The sequence below is a fragment of the Archangium violaceum Cb vi76 genome (genome assembly GCF_000733295.1).
In the GTDB taxonomy this organism is placed as follows: Bacteria; Myxococcota; Myxococcia; order Myxococcales; family Myxococcaceae; genus Archangium; species Archangium violaceum.
The window spans coordinates 19,344-36,233 of the sequence record NZ_JPMI01000168.1; the positions used below are offsets into that span (position 1 = coordinate 19,344).

General features: G+C 69.5%; 14 protein-coding genes. 5 read left to right on the forward strand and 9 right to left on the reverse strand.

What is annotated here, in order from left to right; genetic code table 11:
* Positions 1-9: 9 nt before the first annotated feature.
* The 5 genes from Q664_RS52610 to Q664_RS24795 all read right to left on the reverse strand — a co-directional run bounded on the left by Q664_RS52610 (position 10) and on the right by Q664_RS24795 (position 9,860).
* Positions 10-4,200, reverse strand: coding sequence for an HYR domain-containing protein (locus Q664_RS52610; protein WP_052518624.1), 4,191 nt, complete (start codon positions 4,198-4,200; stop codon positions 10-12).
* Between the two features lie 387 nt (positions 4,201-4,587).
* A complete protein-coding gene (locus Q664_RS24780; protein WP_052518625.1) occupies positions 4,588-6,465 on the reverse strand; it encodes a M56 family metallopeptidase in 1,878 nt (625 codons plus the stop codon).
* Positions 6,462-6,848 carry a BlaI/MecI/CopY family transcriptional regulator gene (locus tag Q664_RS24785; protein WP_043400590.1) on the reverse strand — a complete coding sequence of 129 codons (387 nt, stop codon included), beginning with the start codon at positions 6,846-6,848 and terminating at the stop codon, positions 6,462-6,464. Before Q664_RS24785 ends, Q664_RS24780 begins: the two co-directional genes overlap by 4 nt.
* Before the next feature lie 382 nt (positions 6,849-7,230).
* The gene (locus tag Q664_RS24790) at positions 7,231-8,835 is read right to left on the reverse strand and encodes a hypothetical protein (protein WP_152622323.1); all 1,605 of its coding nucleotides are present in this window, start codon (positions 8,833-8,835) and stop codon (positions 7,231-7,233) included.
* A 257-nt stretch (positions 8,836-9,092) separates the two neighbouring features.
* The gene (locus Q664_RS24795; RefSeq protein ID WP_043400594.1) at positions 9,093-9,860 is read right to left on the reverse strand and encodes a rhomboid family intramembrane serine protease; all 768 of its coding nucleotides are present in this window, start codon (positions 9,858-9,860) and stop codon (positions 9,093-9,095) included.
* A gap of 129 nt (positions 9,861-9,989) precedes the next feature.
* Between Q664_RS24795 and Q664_RS24800 the strand changes: the two genes are divergently transcribed.
* Complete coding sequence (locus tag Q664_RS24800) at positions 9,990-10,955, forward strand: alpha/beta fold hydrolase (RefSeq protein WP_084610346.1); 966 nt, start codon at positions 9,990-9,992, stop codon at positions 10,953-10,955.
* 12 nt (positions 10,956-10,967) lie between these two features.
* On the opposite strand, the gene Q664_RS24805 is transcribed toward Q664_RS24800, so the two are convergent.
* Positions 10,968-11,489: a YkgJ family cysteine cluster protein gene (locus Q664_RS24805; protein WP_043400597.1), complete on the reverse strand. Its 522-nt coding sequence runs from the start codon at positions 11,487-11,489 to the stop codon at positions 10,968-10,970.
* A 181-nt stretch (positions 11,490-11,670) separates the two neighbouring features.
* On the opposite strand from Q664_RS24805, the gene Q664_RS24810 reads away from it, so the two are divergent.
* The gene (locus Q664_RS24810; protein WP_043400601.1) at positions 11,671-12,186 is read left to right on the forward strand and encodes a hypothetical protein; all 516 of its coding nucleotides are present in this window, start codon (positions 11,671-11,673) and stop codon (positions 12,184-12,186) included.
* A gap of 35 nt (positions 12,187-12,221) precedes the next feature.
* Here Q664_RS24810 and rnz read toward each other — a convergent pair whose 3' ends face one another.
* A complete protein-coding gene (rnz, locus tag Q664_RS24815) occupies positions 12,222-13,145 on the reverse strand; it encodes a ribonuclease Z (protein WP_043400681.1) in 924 nt (307 codons plus the stop codon).
* Between the two features lie 132 nt (positions 13,146-13,277).
* Here rnz and Q664_RS24820 point away from each other — a divergent pair, with 132 nt between their 5' ends.
* The gene (locus tag Q664_RS24820) at positions 13,278-13,970 is read left to right on the forward strand and encodes a DUF2293 domain-containing protein (protein ID WP_043400604.1); all 693 of its coding nucleotides are present in this window, start codon (positions 13,278-13,280) and stop codon (positions 13,968-13,970) included.
* Between the two features lie 6 nt (positions 13,971-13,976).
* Here Q664_RS24820 and Q664_RS24825 read toward each other — a convergent pair whose 3' ends face one another.
* Positions 13,977-14,459: a DUF6714 family protein gene (locus tag Q664_RS24825; protein WP_043400608.1), complete on the reverse strand. Its 483-nt coding sequence runs from the start codon at positions 14,457-14,459 to the stop codon at positions 13,977-13,979.
* A gap of 6 nt (positions 14,460-14,465) precedes the next feature.
* Positions 14,466-14,858 carry a hypothetical protein gene (locus tag Q664_RS62235; RefSeq protein ID WP_075207504.1) on the reverse strand — a complete coding sequence of 131 codons (393 nt, stop codon included), beginning with the start codon at positions 14,856-14,858 and terminating at the stop codon, positions 14,466-14,468.
* Positions 14,859-15,014: 156 nt separating this feature from the next.
* Between Q664_RS62235 and Q664_RS24835 the strand changes: the two genes are divergently transcribed.
* Both Q664_RS24835 and Q664_RS24840 read left to right on the forward strand, forming a co-directional pair.
* Positions 15,015-15,752, forward strand: coding sequence for a TetR/AcrR family transcriptional regulator (locus tag Q664_RS24835; RefSeq protein WP_235216860.1), 738 nt, complete (start codon positions 15,015-15,017; stop codon positions 15,750-15,752).
* A 12-nt stretch (positions 15,753-15,764) separates the two neighbouring features.
* Positions 15,765-16,871, forward strand: a complete 1,107-nt coding sequence (locus tag Q664_RS24840) for an efflux RND transporter periplasmic adaptor subunit (RefSeq protein ID WP_052518626.1) — start codon at positions 15,765-15,767, stop codon at positions 16,869-16,871.
* Positions 16,872-16,890: the final 19 nt, after the last annotated feature.

Below are 16,890 nucleotides of genomic sequence, written 5' to 3' on the forward strand. Positions count from 1 at the left end.
CCGCCGCCACTACCCGCCGAAGTCGTACAGCTCGGCCGTGTACTGGCTGGCGGTGCTGAAGCCCGCGGTGATGAGCACCTTGCCTCCCGGCAGCAGCGAGGCCGTGTGCTCGTAGCGGTTCTGGCCCATGGCGCCCGTGGTGCACCACGTGCCCGTCAGCGGGTTGTACAGCTCCGCGGAGGAGTGGATGCCCGTGGAGGCGTCGTAGCCGCCCACCGCCAGCACCAGCCCGTTGGGCAGCAACGTCAGCGAGTGGCGCCGCCGGGGAGAGAGCATCTCGCCGGTGCTCATCCACGCGCCCGTGGCCGGGTCATACAGCTCGGCGGCGTTGCTCTGCGCGCCGTCCTTGCCTCCGCCCGACACCAGCACCTTGCCGTTGGGCAGCAGCGCGGCCGCGTGGAATCCACGTGCCGTGCCCAGGGTGCCAGCGCTCGTCCACGTGCCCGTGGCCGGGTCGTACAGCTCCGCGCCCACCAGGCAGTTGGTGCCCGTGCACTCGTCGCCGTTGTCGGTGAGGCCCCCGGCCACCAGCACCCGGCCATCCTCCAGCAGGGTGGCGGTGAAGGCCCGGCGCGCCGTGGCCATGCCGCCCGTGGCGCTCCACGAACCGGTGAGCGGGTTGTACACCTCGGCCGAGGCCAGCAGCGTACCGGAGCTGGTCGTGCCACCCATCACCAGCACCCGGCCGTCCGTCAGCGCCACCGCCCGGTGCTCGCGGCGGTACGTCACCATGTTGCCCGTGGCGCTCCAGGTGCCCGTGGCGGGGTCGTACAGCTCCGCCGAGGTGCTCGCGCTGGCGCCGTCACCGCCCGCCACCAGCACCGAGCCATCCGCCAGCAGCGTGGCCGTGTGGAGGCGGTGGTTGGTGTGGGGGCTGCCCGTGGGGGTCCAGGTGCCCGTGGCCGGCGAGTACAGCTCCGCCGAGGGCGCCCAGCTCCAGCCGCCGAGCATCAGCACCCGGCCGTCCGCCAGCACGGTGGACGTGTGCTGCAGGTGCAGGGTGTGGGTGCCTCCGGTGGGCTGGAAGTGGCCCGCGTTGGGCGCGCAGCAGTTGGTGGGGCCCTTCACCACTTCCACCACGCGCGTGGCCGTGGCCTCCAGGCCCGCCGCGTCCTTCACCGAGTAGGCGAGGGTGTAGCTGCCCGGGATGTTGGGATTCACGGTGCCGGACACCGTCACCTGGGAGCTCAGGTCCCCGGCGCACACGTCCGAGGCCGAGGCGCCCAGGTCTGTGTAGGTGTCGATGCCGCACTCGAGGGAGACGGTGTCCTCTCCGTTGAGCGTCAGCAGCGGGGGCTTCGTGTCCGTCACGGTGACGGTGGTGGAGCAGGTGGCCTGGAGGCCCGCCATGTCCGTGGCCGTGTAGGTGACGGTCGAGGTGCCCAGCGGGAAGGACGTGGACGAGGGCGTCACGCTCTTCAGCTTGCAGACATCCGTGGCGGTGGCCTCGGGCGGTACCACGGCATTGCTGGCATCGCACTCGTAGGAGGAGGGCTCGGGGCACGTCACCTCGGGCGGCTCCTCGTCACGCACCGTCACGCCGAAGGAGCAGCTCGCCCGGTTGCCTGCCTCGTCGAAGGCGGTGCACACCGTGGCCGTCGTGCCCACGGGGAACGTGGTGCCGGAGGCCGGCGAGCACGCGGTGATGACACCGCCGCACCGGTCGCTGGCCGTGGGCGTGAAGCTGGCCTTCGCGCCTCCCGCGGTGCACGCGAGCACCTGCTCGTCCGGGCAGGAGATGGTGGGCGCCACCATGTCCTTCACCGTGACGGTGGCCTCGCAGGAGGAGGCGTTGCCCGCCTTGTCCGTGCAGGTGAGCGTCACCCGCTGCGTGCCCATGCCGAACGGGCAGTCCGGCGTCTGCGTGCAGGTGATGCTGTCCCCCGTGTCCGGGTCGTACGAGCCGTCATTCACCGAGCCGCACCCGCCCGTGCACTCCTCGTCGGCGGCCACCGTCACGCTCTTGCAGCGCGCCACCGGCGGGCGGTTGAGGCAGTAGGTGCCCGGGCAGCTCGGGCCGTCCACCGGGTCATCCCACACCACCTGCTGCGAGCCCGTGGCCGGCTCCGGCAGGCCCGCGCTGTAGGCGAACACCTTCACCGTGTTCTCGCAGGACTGCAGCGCCGCGTCGAAGGAGAAGGTCGGGTCCTTGCCGCAGTTCGTGCACAGCTGCACCTCGGGCCCGTCGTTGATTTGATACCAGATGCGATCCACCTCGGCCGGGGAGCTCTTCACCACGCCGCTGACGGGGGCGCTCGCACCCGAGGCACAGCGGTTGATGGGGTTGATGATCACCGACAGCGGGGGAACGAGCTTCAGCCGCTGCCCGCATCCCAGGGCCACGCTGATGGGCGCGAAGTTGGCGGTGTTCACGTCGCCGGCCGCGTTCACCATCTGGGCGCTCGGGCTCACCGTGAAGTTGCCCTGCGGAAGCGTCATGGACAGCAGGCCCGTGGTCTGCGCGTAGCTCTGGGGCGAGCCGTAGCCATTGACGTAGGGGTCTCCGTAGAAGGTGCCGCCGGCCGAGTAGGAAATGCTCTTGCCCTGCCAGTCGGTGCCGTTGAAGGAGCCCGACACGGTGGCCGTGGGGTTGTAGAAGCGTCCCAGGTCCGTCCGGTAGAAGAGCTGCACCTCGTTGAAGCAGTACTCGTGGTCGATGCGGAACCGATCCTCCGGGGCCATCAGCTTCGTCCGGGTCACGTTGGGTGAAAACTCGAGCACGCCGTTGCGGAACCGGTTGGGGTCATACAGGCCGGGCCGGGTGGAGAAGGAGGCGCCCTCGGACCAGAAGCGCAGCCTCATCGAGGATTGGCTCCAGCTATGGGGCAGGTCATACGGATTGGGCAGCACCTGCTCGTAGTTGGAGGCGAACTCGCCGGTGCCCGGCTGGAACGTGCCCGGGAAGCCGCTCAGCGAATAACCGCTCCCCGAGTACGCATACATCCGCGTCTCGTCGATATAGGTATCATTGGGGATGCCATCGCCGTTGCTGTCGTGGTCGCCCTCGAAATAGAGCGTCTGCAGCGTGCTGGTGGAGCCGGGGTGGAGCGGCACGTACGGGTCCGCCAGGCGCACCGAGCCGTAGAAGTAGGACGGCTTCATGACGAAGGGATAGCGGGTCTCTCCGTTGATGACCCTGGTCAACGAGCTCGTCTGGTCGCCGACCACGGTGATGCGGCCACCGGGCGTCGAGGATGCGAGCCAGGGCACACGGAACATGGTGAATTGGCGGCCCTGCCGCACGTGGGAGTCCGCGAACATGTCGTAGACGCCCGCGCGCAGGTTGGACACCTTCCACCATTTGGTGGGGTCTCCCATGGGCGCCGTCACGTTCGCGCCGTAGACCGACTGGCTGAGGTCGGATGGTCCATAGAGGGCCCGGATGTACCTGTAATACGTGAGCGGCTCGCCGGAGATCTCGAAGGGCCCGGTGATGTCGCCATAGACAGGCGGAGGAGGCGGGGCCGGCGGGTCGGGGATATGGGGCACCTTGCAGATGCGGACGACCTCGTCACACTTGACGTTCTTCCACTCCACCGGCACCCAGGTCTGCACCGCTCCGCCACTGGTGTTGACGGTGTAGTAGAGGTTCCCGCTTCCGCTCGAGCCCGGTTGTACGTAGGTCGTGATGCGGCCGCCGTACGTGAAGGTGTTGACGCCGCTGACCCAGGCGTTCTTCGCCCAGTCCGGGCTCGCCGCGCAGGTCTCGTCCGTGCCGAGCTGGAACTGCACGACGCCCACACACCCCGTGAGCTCCACCTCCGTCGGCCCCGGCTGGATGTTGCGGGGCTTGACCCTCACGCCCGAGACGGTCGGGAAGTAGTAGTACCAGGTCCCCCGGTAGGCCGAGACGTTGTAGACGACGCCGTCCTCTCCTCCCGCCGCGGCTTCTACCAACATCTCGAAGGTAAGCTCGGTGGGGCTGGTGTGGGTGACGTTGTAGGTGTTGGCGCTGTAGCCACTGGGGCTGGTGCTGGAGACACTCGCGTAGCCATTGGAGTGCCACGGGTCCGCCGCCAGCATCGCCAGGATGTCGGGGTTGGTGTTCGTCAGCCGGCCCTTGCCCCGGAGGACATTGGGCCTCAGGTCGACGCTGCCCCCGCTCGCGGTGGCGGTGGCGGTGGCGAATCCCAGCCCATCTCCCCCGGCCCATGCCTCATGGGGGGCGAGCCGTTGTTCCGTGGGGATCAGGCTCCGCACTCCGTCAGGGGTGGGTGGTTCCCAGGGTTGCGAAGGATTGAACCTGTCTTGCAATGGGCCTTCGCCCGGAGGTGCGAGCACGGATGGCGGTGCATCCGGCTCAATCCCTTTCGTTTCTTCCTGTTCGGAGACACCGCAAGAAGTCAGACAAACACCCACCAGCACGGCCAAGGACCGTGCGTGTCTTCCATACATCGAGCCCCCTCTGCCTTCACAGGAAGTGTGAAGACATCACGCATTGTGAAGGAGTCGACGATAGTCTTTCAAGGGCTTTGTAGTGTTCTTTTGCGGCTCAAGCCACGCGAAGAAGCGGATAACAGGTGTGCGTGGGAATTCATGCCAGCAATTGAAATGTGTATCAATGGGCAGGGATTCCTGGCAAACCACTCAACGCTTCACGGGCTCGGCGGTGCCCTTCCGCACCGCGTCATCCAACAGGGCCCGCGCCTGGGTTTGGGCCTCGCGGTGGGCCTTCTCCATCTGCTCGCCGAGCACTTCCATCTGCCGGCCCAGCTCATTCATGGGCGCGTTGTACTTCTCCATCTCACGGCCCAGCTCATCCATGGGTGCGCTGTACTTGTCCATCTCGCGGCCGATCTCGTCCATCTGCCGGCCGATCTCATCCATCTGCTCGTCGAGGGCGTCCTCCTCACGCTCCAGTTGCTCCAGCTGCTGCGCGAGCTCCGGGGACTTCTTGCCGTGCTCCTGCTCGTAGCGGTCCTGCGCGCGGTCGAGCTCCGCCTGCTTCCGTCCAATCTCTCCCATCCTCGCGCCGAGCACGCCCTGCTTGCCGCCGAGCTCACCCATCCTCCCGCCCACCTCGCCCTGCTTGCCGCCGAGCTCGCCCATCTTCCCGCCGAGCTCGGACATCTTCTCGCCGAACTCGGACATCTTCTCGCCCAGCGCCGACTGCTTCTTGCCGATCTCCTCCACGGGCGCGAAGGTGCTCTCGAAGGCCTTCAGCGTCGCCGCGTCCCGGACGAGGTACTCCTGCTCGTCCTGGCGCATGTAGAGGACGGGCAGCGGCCCATTGCCCGCGAGCGAGCGCGCCCTCCGCAGATCCCTCGTCGAGCCCGCCATCGTCGCGTCGTTGGCCGAGCGCAGGAGGACATAGGCGAACATGTCGTCGTCCATCTCCTCGTGAGCCACCGCCGCGCTCGGGGGTACGGGAGGCTTGGGCGGGACCGGAGGTGCCGCGAGGGCGAGCCGGGGTGTGGTGGTGGGCGTCTCGCGGGCCACCACCTGGAAGGGCACGAGCGCCACCAGGGCGAGGCCTCCCAGGGTCCAGTGAAGCCAACGAGAACGCTGCTTCGAGTCGGTTCCAGCGTGTTCCAGCATGGCGATCCTCCGTTTCAGGGCTGCGAGGTGTGACGAGGCACCAGGTGCCGCCGCGGCAGCCGGAGCGCGGGCGACACCAAAGACGAGGAGAAGACGGCCGTACTCACGGGGCCCTGCCCCGGTGGCCTGGAGCGCGGCGGCATCACAGGCCTCCTCCCGGGCGAGCGCGTACTCCCGGCACGCGCGCCGCACGAGCGGATGGAAGAAGAGCGCCACCTGCGCGAGCGTCGGCACCCAGCCGAGCCACAGGTCTCCGCGCTTCACGTGGGCGAGCTCGTGCGCCAGCGCCATGCGCTGCTCCTGTGGAGACAGGGTCTCCAGCGCGCGGCGCGGGAGGATGACCTCGGGGCGAAGGAGGCCGATCGCGAGTGGGCTCGGCGCATGCTCGGAGACGAGCAGCCGGGGGACGCGCTGGAGGCCCAGCTCGCGCCCGAGCACCTCCGCCGCCTGGTGCAGCGAGGCGTCCTCCAGGGGACGGGCCTCCCGCCGGATGCGGCGCAACTGCACGAGCCCGCGCAGCAGCTCCCGGCCCTGCCAGGCGATGCCTCCGAGCCACACCACCAGGGCGCCCATCAGCAGCAGGGGGCGCCAGTCCGTGCGCGTGTCGGTGGGCTCCGGGGCGCGCACCACCGGCGTGGGCTCGCCAAGGGGCTCGGCCGGGGCCGCCGTCCGCACGACGGCCACGGACGCCTCGGGCGCGGGCAGCAGGGGCAGGCGCACCGGGCCGGGCGCGCACAGGCCCACCAGACACTTGAGGGCCACGAACCACCACAGCGTGGTGCGCACGGACGCGGGCAGTCTCGGCAGCAGCCGCGTGAGCGCCCACACGGCCAACGCGCAGAGCGCCCCCTGCCACGTCACCTGCCACAGCGTGCGCAGCACTCCCGGCCCGTGCTCCATCACCACGTGCATGTCCAGGGCGCTCATTCCTCCCCCTCCTTCTTCGACTTGAGCCGGGCCACGGCCTCTTCCAGTTGCCGCAGCTCCTCGTCACTGACCTCGTCGGCCTGGGACAGCCACGTGGCGAAGGGCGAGAGCGAGCCCGCCAGCGACTTCTTCACGAAGTCCCCCACCACGCCGCGCAGCAGCTCCGCCAGCGGCACGCTCGAGCTGTACTGGTAGACGCCCTCCACCTTGCGCCGCGTGAGGTGCCCCTTCACGCGCAGCCGCTCCATCACCGTGAGGATGGTGGAGCGCGCCAGCCCCTGCGGCTCGCCGAACTTCTCCGCCACCTCGCCCACGGTGGCGGGCCCGTGCTCCGCCACCCAGCGCAGCACCACCAACTCCTGGTCTCCTACTGGCTTCTTCATGCCCCTCACCTGCGTGACTACAAGTGTCGTCAAGAAGCAAGGTAGCGGTGACTACGGCTGTAGTCAAGCCGGCTTGGGGGGAGTGTTCTTTCCGGGTGGAGGCCCGTGGCGAGCTGGGAGGCACCATGAAGACGCTCCGTAGCTCGCTGCTGCTCCTCGGCGGAGGCATCGCTCTCGTGTCGCCGCTCACCGCCCTGGCCAGGGAGGCCACCACGGTTCCGGCGGCGCTCGTGTCCTTCACCGAGCCCGAGTCCATCAAGCGGCTGGAGCGCAGCAAGCACGAGGTGGACTTCAACTACGCGCACGCCGGACAGCGTGGAGAACCGCGGCTACCTCCTGGTGAAGGAGGGCCCCGCGGCCCAGGCCCGCGACACGAAGTAGCTCAGGTGCGCTCGAGCACCAGCGGCACCCAGTCCGCGCCCAGGCGCAGGTGGGGCACGGTGATGGAGCCATCCGAGGCGGCGGTGACGGTGCCGCTGGCCGTGCCGAAGGTCCAGCGGATGCGCTCGCCGGGCAGGCACCGGAAGCGCTGCATGCGCCGGGGCGTCACGTCCACCACGGGCGAGTCGGTGACACCCGGGCCAATCACCGCGCGCAGCGGCAGGACGAAGCGCCCGTGCGTGTCCACGAGCTGGAGGGTGTCCCAGCGCAGCGAGCGGTTGAGCATGCCCGCCACGTCTCCATCCCAGCCCGTGTCTCCGGCCACCTTCGGGTCTCCCGCGTAGCCGGAGTCGTTGCGCCAGGGCTGGCGCCCGTTGCCGGCCATGCCCGGGTTGCCGTCCCACGTGGAGCGGCTGAAGGCCGGGAAGGCCAGGTCTCGCCGCAGCAAGGTCTGCGCGTCCGAGCGCGGGTTCCAGCCCCGGGTCCACCAGCGCGGGCCCAGCCAGGGGTCCGCCTCCACGTGGCCGCCCTCGTCCCAGACGGCGACATGGCCGATGTGCTGGGACTGCAGCATCCCGTAGAAGGACTCGCCGGTGAGGCTGCTGGGCCCCACCACGGAGCCGAAGTGGATGATGGGATCGTCCTTGCCGTGCTCCAGGAAGAGGAATTGCGAGCGCGCTCCGGGCTCGTCGCGCAGGGCGCGCGTCAGGTCCAGCCGGCTCCAGACGCCAATGCCGTCCGTGTCCGGCACCTCCTCCTCGGGCATGCCCCACAGCGAGGAGAGCTGCGCCAGCCGCCAGGGACGGTGGGCCCGCGCCACCGGCTGCGCGTGCCGGGCGAACACCCCCGCGAAGTGCCGGGACTCCAGCAGGCCGAGCGCCAGCGCGCCCGCGCCGCCCATGGAGTCTCCCTCCACGAAGACGCGCTCGGGGTCGGCTCCCGGGTAGCTGCGCAGCACCCACTCCAGCAGCGCCAGCACCCGGCGCGCGGTGTACGGCGGTACCGCCCCCGCCAGCGTCTGGCTCCGGGGCAGGCTCTCGGAGTAGCCCCACCAGTACGTGAGGTTCGGGTCACTCGGCTCGATGACGAAACGGTCCGGGGACACCTGGGTGGGCGGGGGCCAGTTGCCCACGCCGTGCAGCCGCACCGTCACCGGCATGGGGTAGCCGGCCGAGGCCGACAGCGGCACCGACACCACCGCGGCGAAGGTGCGCCCGGCGTACCCGGGACTGTCCAGCCACGCGTCCGTGGGCTGCTCCAGCGTCAGGCGCAGCGTGCCGTGCAACTCCTCGCTCTGGAGGATGCGCGGCTCGGGCGGGCGCACCGTGTCGCGCACGGCGATCGTCATCCGCGTCTGCGCCGTGGCCCGGCTGTCCTGGGCGGTGAACCTCACCTCGTGACGCCATCCCCCCTGGATGAAGTCCGGCCGGAAGGTGAGCGTGCGAGCGGCCTCGTCCCACTGCGCTCCCGGCGGCAGCCCGTCCACGAAGACGCGGGTGGCGCCCTGCGCGCCCTCCACCTGCACCGTGACGCGCAGCACCTCCTCCTCGTTCACCGTCTGCAGGGGCGGCACACGCAGCGTGAGGGTCTGGGGACCGTTTGTCATCAAAGGATCCGTCTCGGACTGTGCGGATGCGCCGCGGGGCGAGTCCACCAGCAACATGGCCAGCAGCCCCAGCGCGAACGCCGGGTGCCGCGGAATGCAAGACCGGAACAGCCTCCCCCAACGCATGGTGCCACACCCTCACGGATTCGAAGCCCTACTCGAGTCACTGAGCAAACCGCGTGCCCCTGACGCGCACGCGAACCGTCGTCCTGCCGTCGCTGTTCCCGGCGCCGCTGCTCCCGCGACGCCCGCTTGCTTCACGGATGGTCCGGATGCAGCCGATGCCGCCACCGGCTGCGCTGCGCCGTGAGCGCATGATTCTCGAAGAGCTTCACCAGCACCACCCCCGCGACGAAGCCACCCACGTGGGCCCACACGGCGACGCCTCCCTCTGCCTGGAGCCGGTTGAGCTGGGGCAGGCCGGTGAGGAGCTGCAAGCCGAACCACCACAGCAGCACCGCCCAGGCGGGCAGGGGGATGATGCGGAAGATGATGAAGAAGATGAAGAGCATGTTCACCCGCACGCGCGGGTAGAGGATGAGGTAGGCCCCCATGATGCCGGAGATGGCGCCCGAGGCTCCCACCATGGGGATGGGGGAGGAGGGGTCCACCACCACCTGCGCCGCCGCCGCCGCCAGGCCGCAGACCAGGTAGAAGACGAGGAAGCGCAGCCGGCCCATGCTGTCCTCGACGTTGTTGCCGAACACCCAGAAGAAGAGGCAGTTGCCCACGAGGTGGCCCCAGCCCCCGTGGAGGAACATGGAGGTGATGGGGGTGAATCGGTTGATGGGGTCGTTGTCCACCACGCAGTCGAGGCCCGGCCCCAGGCGGACCCGGAAGCCTGGCGGGGCCTGTCCGGTGAGCTCCCCCGGGACGAGCCCGAGGTCGCACACGCTGGAGACCAGGGCCAGCATGTTCAGGCCGGCCCCCTGCACGAGCACCCAGGTGGCGCCGATGACCGCGAGCAGCAGGTAGGTCACCACCGGAGTGCGGAGTGTGGGGTTGTCGTCGCTGAGGGGAATCATCGGACGGCTCCAAGATGTCCACGGTGGAGCGGTGGGGGAGGGGGGAGCGCTTCGGGCCTGTACGGCGCCTGACGTCCCCGCCCCGAGGCCGCTTCCTCACGATAGGGGACGACCCTAGCTCTGTGCCCCATGAATCCCATCACCCCTCGCCTCGTTTCCTTGCCGGGTCTGCGCATGCAGGTGTTGGAGGCGGGCCCCGCCCATGGGCCGCTGGTGCTCCTGCTCCATGGTTTCCCCGAGCTGTCCGAGAGCTGGCGCGAGGTGCTGCCCCGGCTGGCCGAGGCGGGCTTCCGCGCCGTGGCGCCGGACCTGCGCGGCTATGGCGGCACGGACCGGCCCGCGGACGGTTATGACCTCGACACGCTGGCGGGCGATGTCGTCCAGCTGGCGAGGCACCTGCAACCGGACAGGCCCGTGTACCTCGTGGGCCACGACTGGGGCGGGGCCATCGCCTACCACGTGGCCGCCATGCACCCGGAGGTGGTGGAGCGGTTGGTCGTGGTCAATGCCCCTCATCCGGAGCGGATGACACGGGAGATCTGGAAGCCCGGCCAGCTGGTGCGCTCCTGGTACATCTTCTTCTTCCAGTTGCCCTTCCTGCCCGAGCTCCTGCTCTCCGCGCGGGGGGGAGCCCTGGTGCCGCGCATGTTGCGCCAGTGGATGGTGGACCCTTCACGCGTCCCCCCGGGGCGGCTGGCGGAGTACGAGGCGAACTTCTCCAGCCGCGAGGCGGCGCGCGCGGCCATCGACTACTACCGCGTGGCGTTCCGCCGCGCCCTGGACCCGCGCCGCCTGTTCGGGTCGAGGCCCTACCCGCGCATCCGCGCGCCCTTCCTGCTCATCTGGGGCGAGCGGGACACCGCCCTGCGCAAGCAGCTCACGCGGGGGTTGGAGCCGTACTTCGAGCGGAAGCCCGCGGTGCACTACCTGCCCGAGGAGGGCCACTTCGTGCCGATGGAGGCCCCGGAGAAGGTGGCGGCGCTCCTCCTCGAGCACTTCTCCGCGGGGCGGCCCATGACGGACGCGGAGGCGCGCTGGCACCAGGCGCCGCGGGCCCATCCGGAGGCCCAGGAAGAGCCTCGGCCCCCGGCGTGACGGGCACCGGCCTCACTCCTCGAGGTGGAGCTTGCGCACCAGCTCCGCGTACTTCTCCGGCGGGAGGTGGGCCTTCAACAGGGCCTGCCTCATCTGCTCGCTCTTCTTGTACGAGGCCGAGTAGCCGCACTCGGGGAAGAACTCCGGCAGCGCCTCGTAGACGAGGTTGCGCGGGTAGTCCCGGCACATGCCCGGCCGGCTGTCGTAGGAGTCACACTGCTTCGTCACCGGATCGTAGTGCGTGCAGCGGAAGACGAAGAGCTTGAGGCGCCGGTCGTCGCTCACGAACTCGAAGCCGTTGACGACGCGGTGCCACGTCAGCGTGAGCCAGCGCAGCGAGCGCAGGAAGAACACGGGCCGGCTCACGGGGATGACGGGCGTTTCGCAGCACCGGCCGCAGCCGTTGCAGGAGCCCTTGAGCCGGTAGCGCGGCTCTCCCCGGGCCCGCAGCACCAGCCGTGTGAAGCCCAGGTCGAGGGTGTAGCGCACCAGCGCGAGCCGTTTGATGACACGGCGGAGGGGCCCGTCCTTCATGGGCGGGGAGTGTACCCGGGTGCCGGGCCCTCGCGGCTCCCCGGGTGGGTTCCAGGCGAGCTGCTGTGTTTCAGGCCAGTTGCATGGTTGGCTCGGAGCCGTGTTGCCCCCGAGGCGGCTTGGCGCCAGGGAGGGGCCGTGCTTCAAATCGACTCCTCATCAACCCGTGGGGGAGAACCGAATGAAGCCGTCCATGCGCTCGCCGTGGTCCCTGTCGTTGGTGCTGCTCGCCGTCACCACGCTCGCCACTGGATGCGCGGCCAGCCGCCGCGAGGCCTACATCCAGGACAAGGCGGCCCAGTACGTGTACCGCAAGCCCATCGCCGAGGTGTGGCCGCAGGTACGGATGCTGTTGAAGGAGAAGGACCTGCCGCTGCGCGAGGCCCCGGGTGCCTTCGAGATCGCCACCGACTGGCACATGGTGGGCGCGCCCTCGACGCTGGGCACCAACTACGTGCGCTACCTGGTGCGCGGCAAGCAGCCGAGCCCGGCCATGTGCAAGGTGGAGATCTTCAAGCAGAACCGCGTCGAGTCCGGCCCGGGCCCGGTGGATTCGCGCTCCGGCCAGCGCCAGAACCTCGGCACGGACACCACCAACCTGGTGCGGGACATGGAGATGGAGTGGGAGCTGCTGCAGCGCATCGACCCCGACGCGGCCAAGGCGCTGCGCGCGGAGGCCGAGAGCACCATCAAGTAGGAAGGGGCAAGCAGGAAGGGCCGCCCCCGCCGCGCTCAGTCGCGCAGGGGCAGCTCCACGGTGAGCCCGTCGTAGGCGACCTCGACGGGCCCCTTGTACTCCTCGCGCGCCTGGGAGAGCAGCCGCGAGGGGTCGGTGTCATGGCGGCTGGACAGGTGCGTGAGGATGAGCCGCTTGGCGCCCGCGTCCCGTGCCACCTGGGCCGCCTCGCGGGCCGTCGAGTGCCGCGTCTCCTGGGCGCGCGCCTGCTCGTCGTCGGAGAAGGTGGACTCGTGGATGAGCAGGTCCGCGTCCTTCGCCGCGCGCACCAGGGACTGGCAGGGCCGGGTGTCGCCGGAGATGACGAGCCGCCGCCCGGGCCGCGTGTCGCCCACCACCTCGTCGGGACGGATGGTGCGTCCGTCCGGCAGCGTCACCGTCTCGCCGCGCTGGAGCTGGCCGTAGACGGGCCCCGAGGGAATCCCCATGGCCCTGGCCTTCTCCAGGTTGAACTTGCCCGGGCGCTCGTCCTCCTGCAGCACGTAGCCGAGCGCGTTGATGCGATGGTCCACCGCCACGGCCTGCACGCTGTAGCCGCGCCGCTCCACCTTGTCGCCGTCGCGCAGCTCGTGGAACTCCACGTTGAAGGACAGCTGCTCCACGCCCAGGTGCACCGCCTGGTTCAGCAGCCGCCGCGCCGGGGGAGGGCCGTAGAGCAGCACGGGCGTCTCCCGGCCCATCATTCCCAGGGTCCGGAGGAAGCCGATGATTCCCAGGTAGTGGTCGGCGTGGAAGTGGGTGAAGAAGACGGCATCCACGGTGAAGCCGGTGCCGAAGCGGACCATCTGCCGCTGGCTGCCCTCGCCACAGTCGAAGAGGAGCAGATCCGAGTCCGCCTTCACCGCGAGCCCTGACAGGTTGCGGTGCAACGTCGGCTGAGCGGCCGAGGTGCCGAGGAAGGTAAGCCTGAGAATGGACATGCCGGCGCTGCCCATGGGTGAAGACCCTCCCGCCCGCGACCGAGCGCTGGCGACATGTCCCATCTAGCAGAGGTTGACGCGGAGGTGCTTCCCCCTCTGACTCGGCATGCGGTATAGGCGCCAGCGTCCGACATGAGCGACTCCCTCACCGTCTCCCCCACGAGCGACCCGCGCCGCGTGCGCGCGGCCGACGGCTCCATCCTCTCCGTGCCCCCGGGCTGGGCCCTGTTGCCCCCGGGTGATGCCGGACTCACCCGCCGGGTGAAGGCCGCCGGTCCCAGCTGGACGGTGGTGGAGAAGAAGGGCCGGAAGATTTTTTCCCAGGGGGTCTGGGCGCCCGAGGCCCACATCATCGCCGCCCGGGCGGTCCTGGAGACCGAGCGCGCCACCCCGGCCTATGCGAAGAAGCGGGAAGCGGATGTGCGCCGCCGTGAGCGCGAGCAGGCCGAGTACGAGGTGGACTTCGCCAACACGGTGCTGCGCTTCCTCGCCTTCGCGCCTGGTTTCATCGCCCAGGCGAAGAAGCTGGCGGTGGCGGTATCGGCCCATGCCACCCCGGTGGGGAGCGGCACGGTGGCGCGTACGGAGCGCATTCCCATCGAGCGCCGCGCCGAGGCCGCGGTCATCGCCTGGATGCGACACCAGACGACGGCCTACGACAACCTGAAGATCGCCCGGGTGAAGGGGGCCCGCCGCGAGGTGCGCCGCGAGCTGGCCGAGGTGTCCCGCGCGGTGTTGGATCTCCACCGCCGCGACGTGCCCCACGCTCCGGCCGCGTGCCCCCTGTGCACCGCCCTGGGGCGGCTCGGCGCGCCCTCCCCGTAGCCCTCGCTATTGCTGTTCCCAGTACCGCTCGAGCGCGAGACGCGGCTCCTGTCCTTGCGAGAAGTAGTGCGAGGCCTCGTCCCTGGCGAACTCCAGGAACGCCCGGACGGCACGCTTCTGGGTGGGAGAGAGCACTTCGAATCGTTCGAGCTGCCAGGCGCGAAGGCGCTGCTCCTCGGGTGAGGACCCCTGGGGAAGCGTCAGTCCGTAAACGGTATGGGGCATCAGATTGCCGTGGTCCTCCAGCGCCGCCAGCAGGTAGGCGGGGAGGTAGTACCTGAATCCCTCCGAGCTCAGGAAGGAGCTGGAGTGGTACTGAAGCTCGACGGGGGACAGTTCCTTCCACTGCCGCCCCTTGAAGGCGCGGGCCAGTTCCGCGCTCTCCCAGTCGTCGGCGTCATAACCGATGCGATCGTCCCCGGGATGGGGGGCGTCGGCGAAGGCGGCTTCGATCTGCCTCTGAAGGGCTTCACGCCTGGAGTCTGGCATGGCGACTCACCGGCACTGCTTCGGGCAGCGCTGCAGATTCATGAGCCGTGAGCACTCTGCGGCTCCACTCCGGTAGTTCTCGACTTCCCTGCGGTGATTCTCGTCTCCCCCTCGGAAGCACTTGTCCATGATGGCCACCCTGGCGCTGATGCATCGCTGATACTTCAGCCAGTTCGCGAGCAGCTCGTCGCAGCTTTGATACTCGTGGCACCGCATGCTCGTCGCCTTGCAGGCGCGCCCCACTTCTTCCTTCAACTGCTTGTGTTCCTCCTCGGAGCAGTCACCAGGAGCACGGAGCGGCTGTCCGGCGCTGAGGGGACCAGGAAACGCACAGAGTGTCCCAAGCAGGAGGAGGGCACACGCATTTGGGAGGCGTCGAGCAAGGGGTGCAAGCCGCATGGGCGGGTACGCTAGAGCAGAGGACTTGGGAAACGCTCTCTTGTGTTGAATTAGATGTGTTTATTGTTTTGATGAGTCAGTCTTGGGGGTTTCTGACCCGTGATTCAGTAATCCCCTGGCGGAGTTTCTGACCAGCGGGTTAGTAATGCGGCCGTCATGGCTCGTCCTGCGGATCCACACGCTCGTGCAGCACTCATCGCCGCCGCGCGAGCGGAGTTCGTGAAGAAGGGTCTGCGCGGTGCTCGCATCGAGGACATCACCGCCGCCTGTGGCCTCTCCAAGGGCGCTTTCTATCTGCACGCCGCCTCCAAGGAGGCCCTCTTCGGCGAGGTGGTGGCCGAGTTCAGCTCCGCGATGAACCTGCTCATCGAGCGGCGCATCAAGGAGATGGAGCGCTTCCACGCCGAGCACGGTCCGCTGGAGGCGCACGACGTGGCCGAGCGCTCCGAGCGCTACGAGCTCCTGGTGTCGATGAGCACGGAGTCGGATCTGGGCACGCTGGAGCTCATGTGGGCCTACCGTGACGTGGTGCACGTGCTGATGCGCGGCAGCCAGGGCACCGAGTTCGAGTCGCTCATGTGGGGGCTGGTGGACCGCGAGGTGTCGCGGGTGTCGCAGGAGTTCCAGCGCCTGCAGGAAGACTGCGTGAGCCGCGCGGACGTGCCCCCCACCGTCATCGGCTCGCTCATCGTCGGTACGTACGTGCTGCTGGCGCAGCAGATGAGCCAGATGGAGCAGAAGCCGGACCTGGCGGCGTGGGCCCGCTCCATCCACCGGCTCATCCGCGAGGGCAGCCTCGCCCCCGAAGGCCGCCACCGCCCCGCGTCGTCCCTCCACGCCCAAGAAGACTTCCCCGCGCAGGCCCCAGGCCCGCGCCGTTTCCCGTCCCCGTAGCACCTCGAGGTCATGACCGTGAAACTCTCCAGGACGCCGCTTGTCGCCGGGCTCGCCGCTGTCGGCCTGGCCGCCACCGCGCTTCCCCTCTCGGGCTGCAAGGCCGACGCCGCTCCCGCCGCCGCCACCAAGGCCGCCGTGGCGGAGGTCCCCGCGGTGACGGTGCTCTCCCCGCGCTCGGTGAAGACGTCGCTGCGCGAGGAGGTGACGGGCACCCTCTTCCCCGCCCAGGCCCTGCAGGTGGGCTTCGAGGTGGGTGGCCGCCTGGACAAGGTGCGCGTGAAGAAGGGCCAGACGGTGCAGGAAGGCCAGGTGCTCGCGCAGCTCAACCCGGAGATCTCCGACGCGCAGCTCGCCCAGGCCCAGGCCGCCGTGGCCGCCGCCGAGGTGAGTGCGGCCATGGCCTCCGACGTGGCCAGCCGCAACGCGAAGCTGCAAGAGCAGGGCAATGTGAGCGACCTGCAGAACCTCACCTCCAGCACCCAGGCGAAGCAGGCCGAGGCGCAGTTGCTGGCCGCGAAGGCGCAGCTCGCGCAGGCTCAGGCGGGCCGCCGCAAGCACGACCTCAAGGCGCCCTTCTCCGGCACCGTCGTGGACGCGCCCGAGCAGGTGGGCGCCATCGTGGGCCCGGGCGCGCCGATGTTCTCCCTGGAGAACCTGGGCACCCTGCTGCTGAAGACGACGGTGACCGATTCCGTCCGCGCCCGCCTCAAGCCGGGCACCAAGGTGCGTGTGGAGGTCATCGGTGGTGGTGCCTCCACGGACGAGGCCGTCATCCGTACCGTCATCGCCTCGGCGGATCAGGCCACCCGCCGCATCCCGGTGGACATCCTGGTGCCCAACAAGGATGGCCGCTTCGTGGCCAACACCCTGGCGCGCGTCCTCCTCCCGCTGAGCGACGAGCAGGAGGCGCAGGCCGTGCCCGCTTCCGCGCTGTCCTCCTCGGGGGGTGATCATGTCTTCGTGGTGGGCGCCTCGAGCGAGGTGCGCCGCGTGGACGTCCAGGTCCTCGAGCGTGGCATGCGCGAGGTGGTGGTGAAGGCCGCCGCCCCGCTGGACAAGGTCGTCGAGTTCCCCACGCCGTCCCTCTCCGAGGGTACGCGCGTCTCCGTGAAGTAATCCCCGCCGCACGATTCCA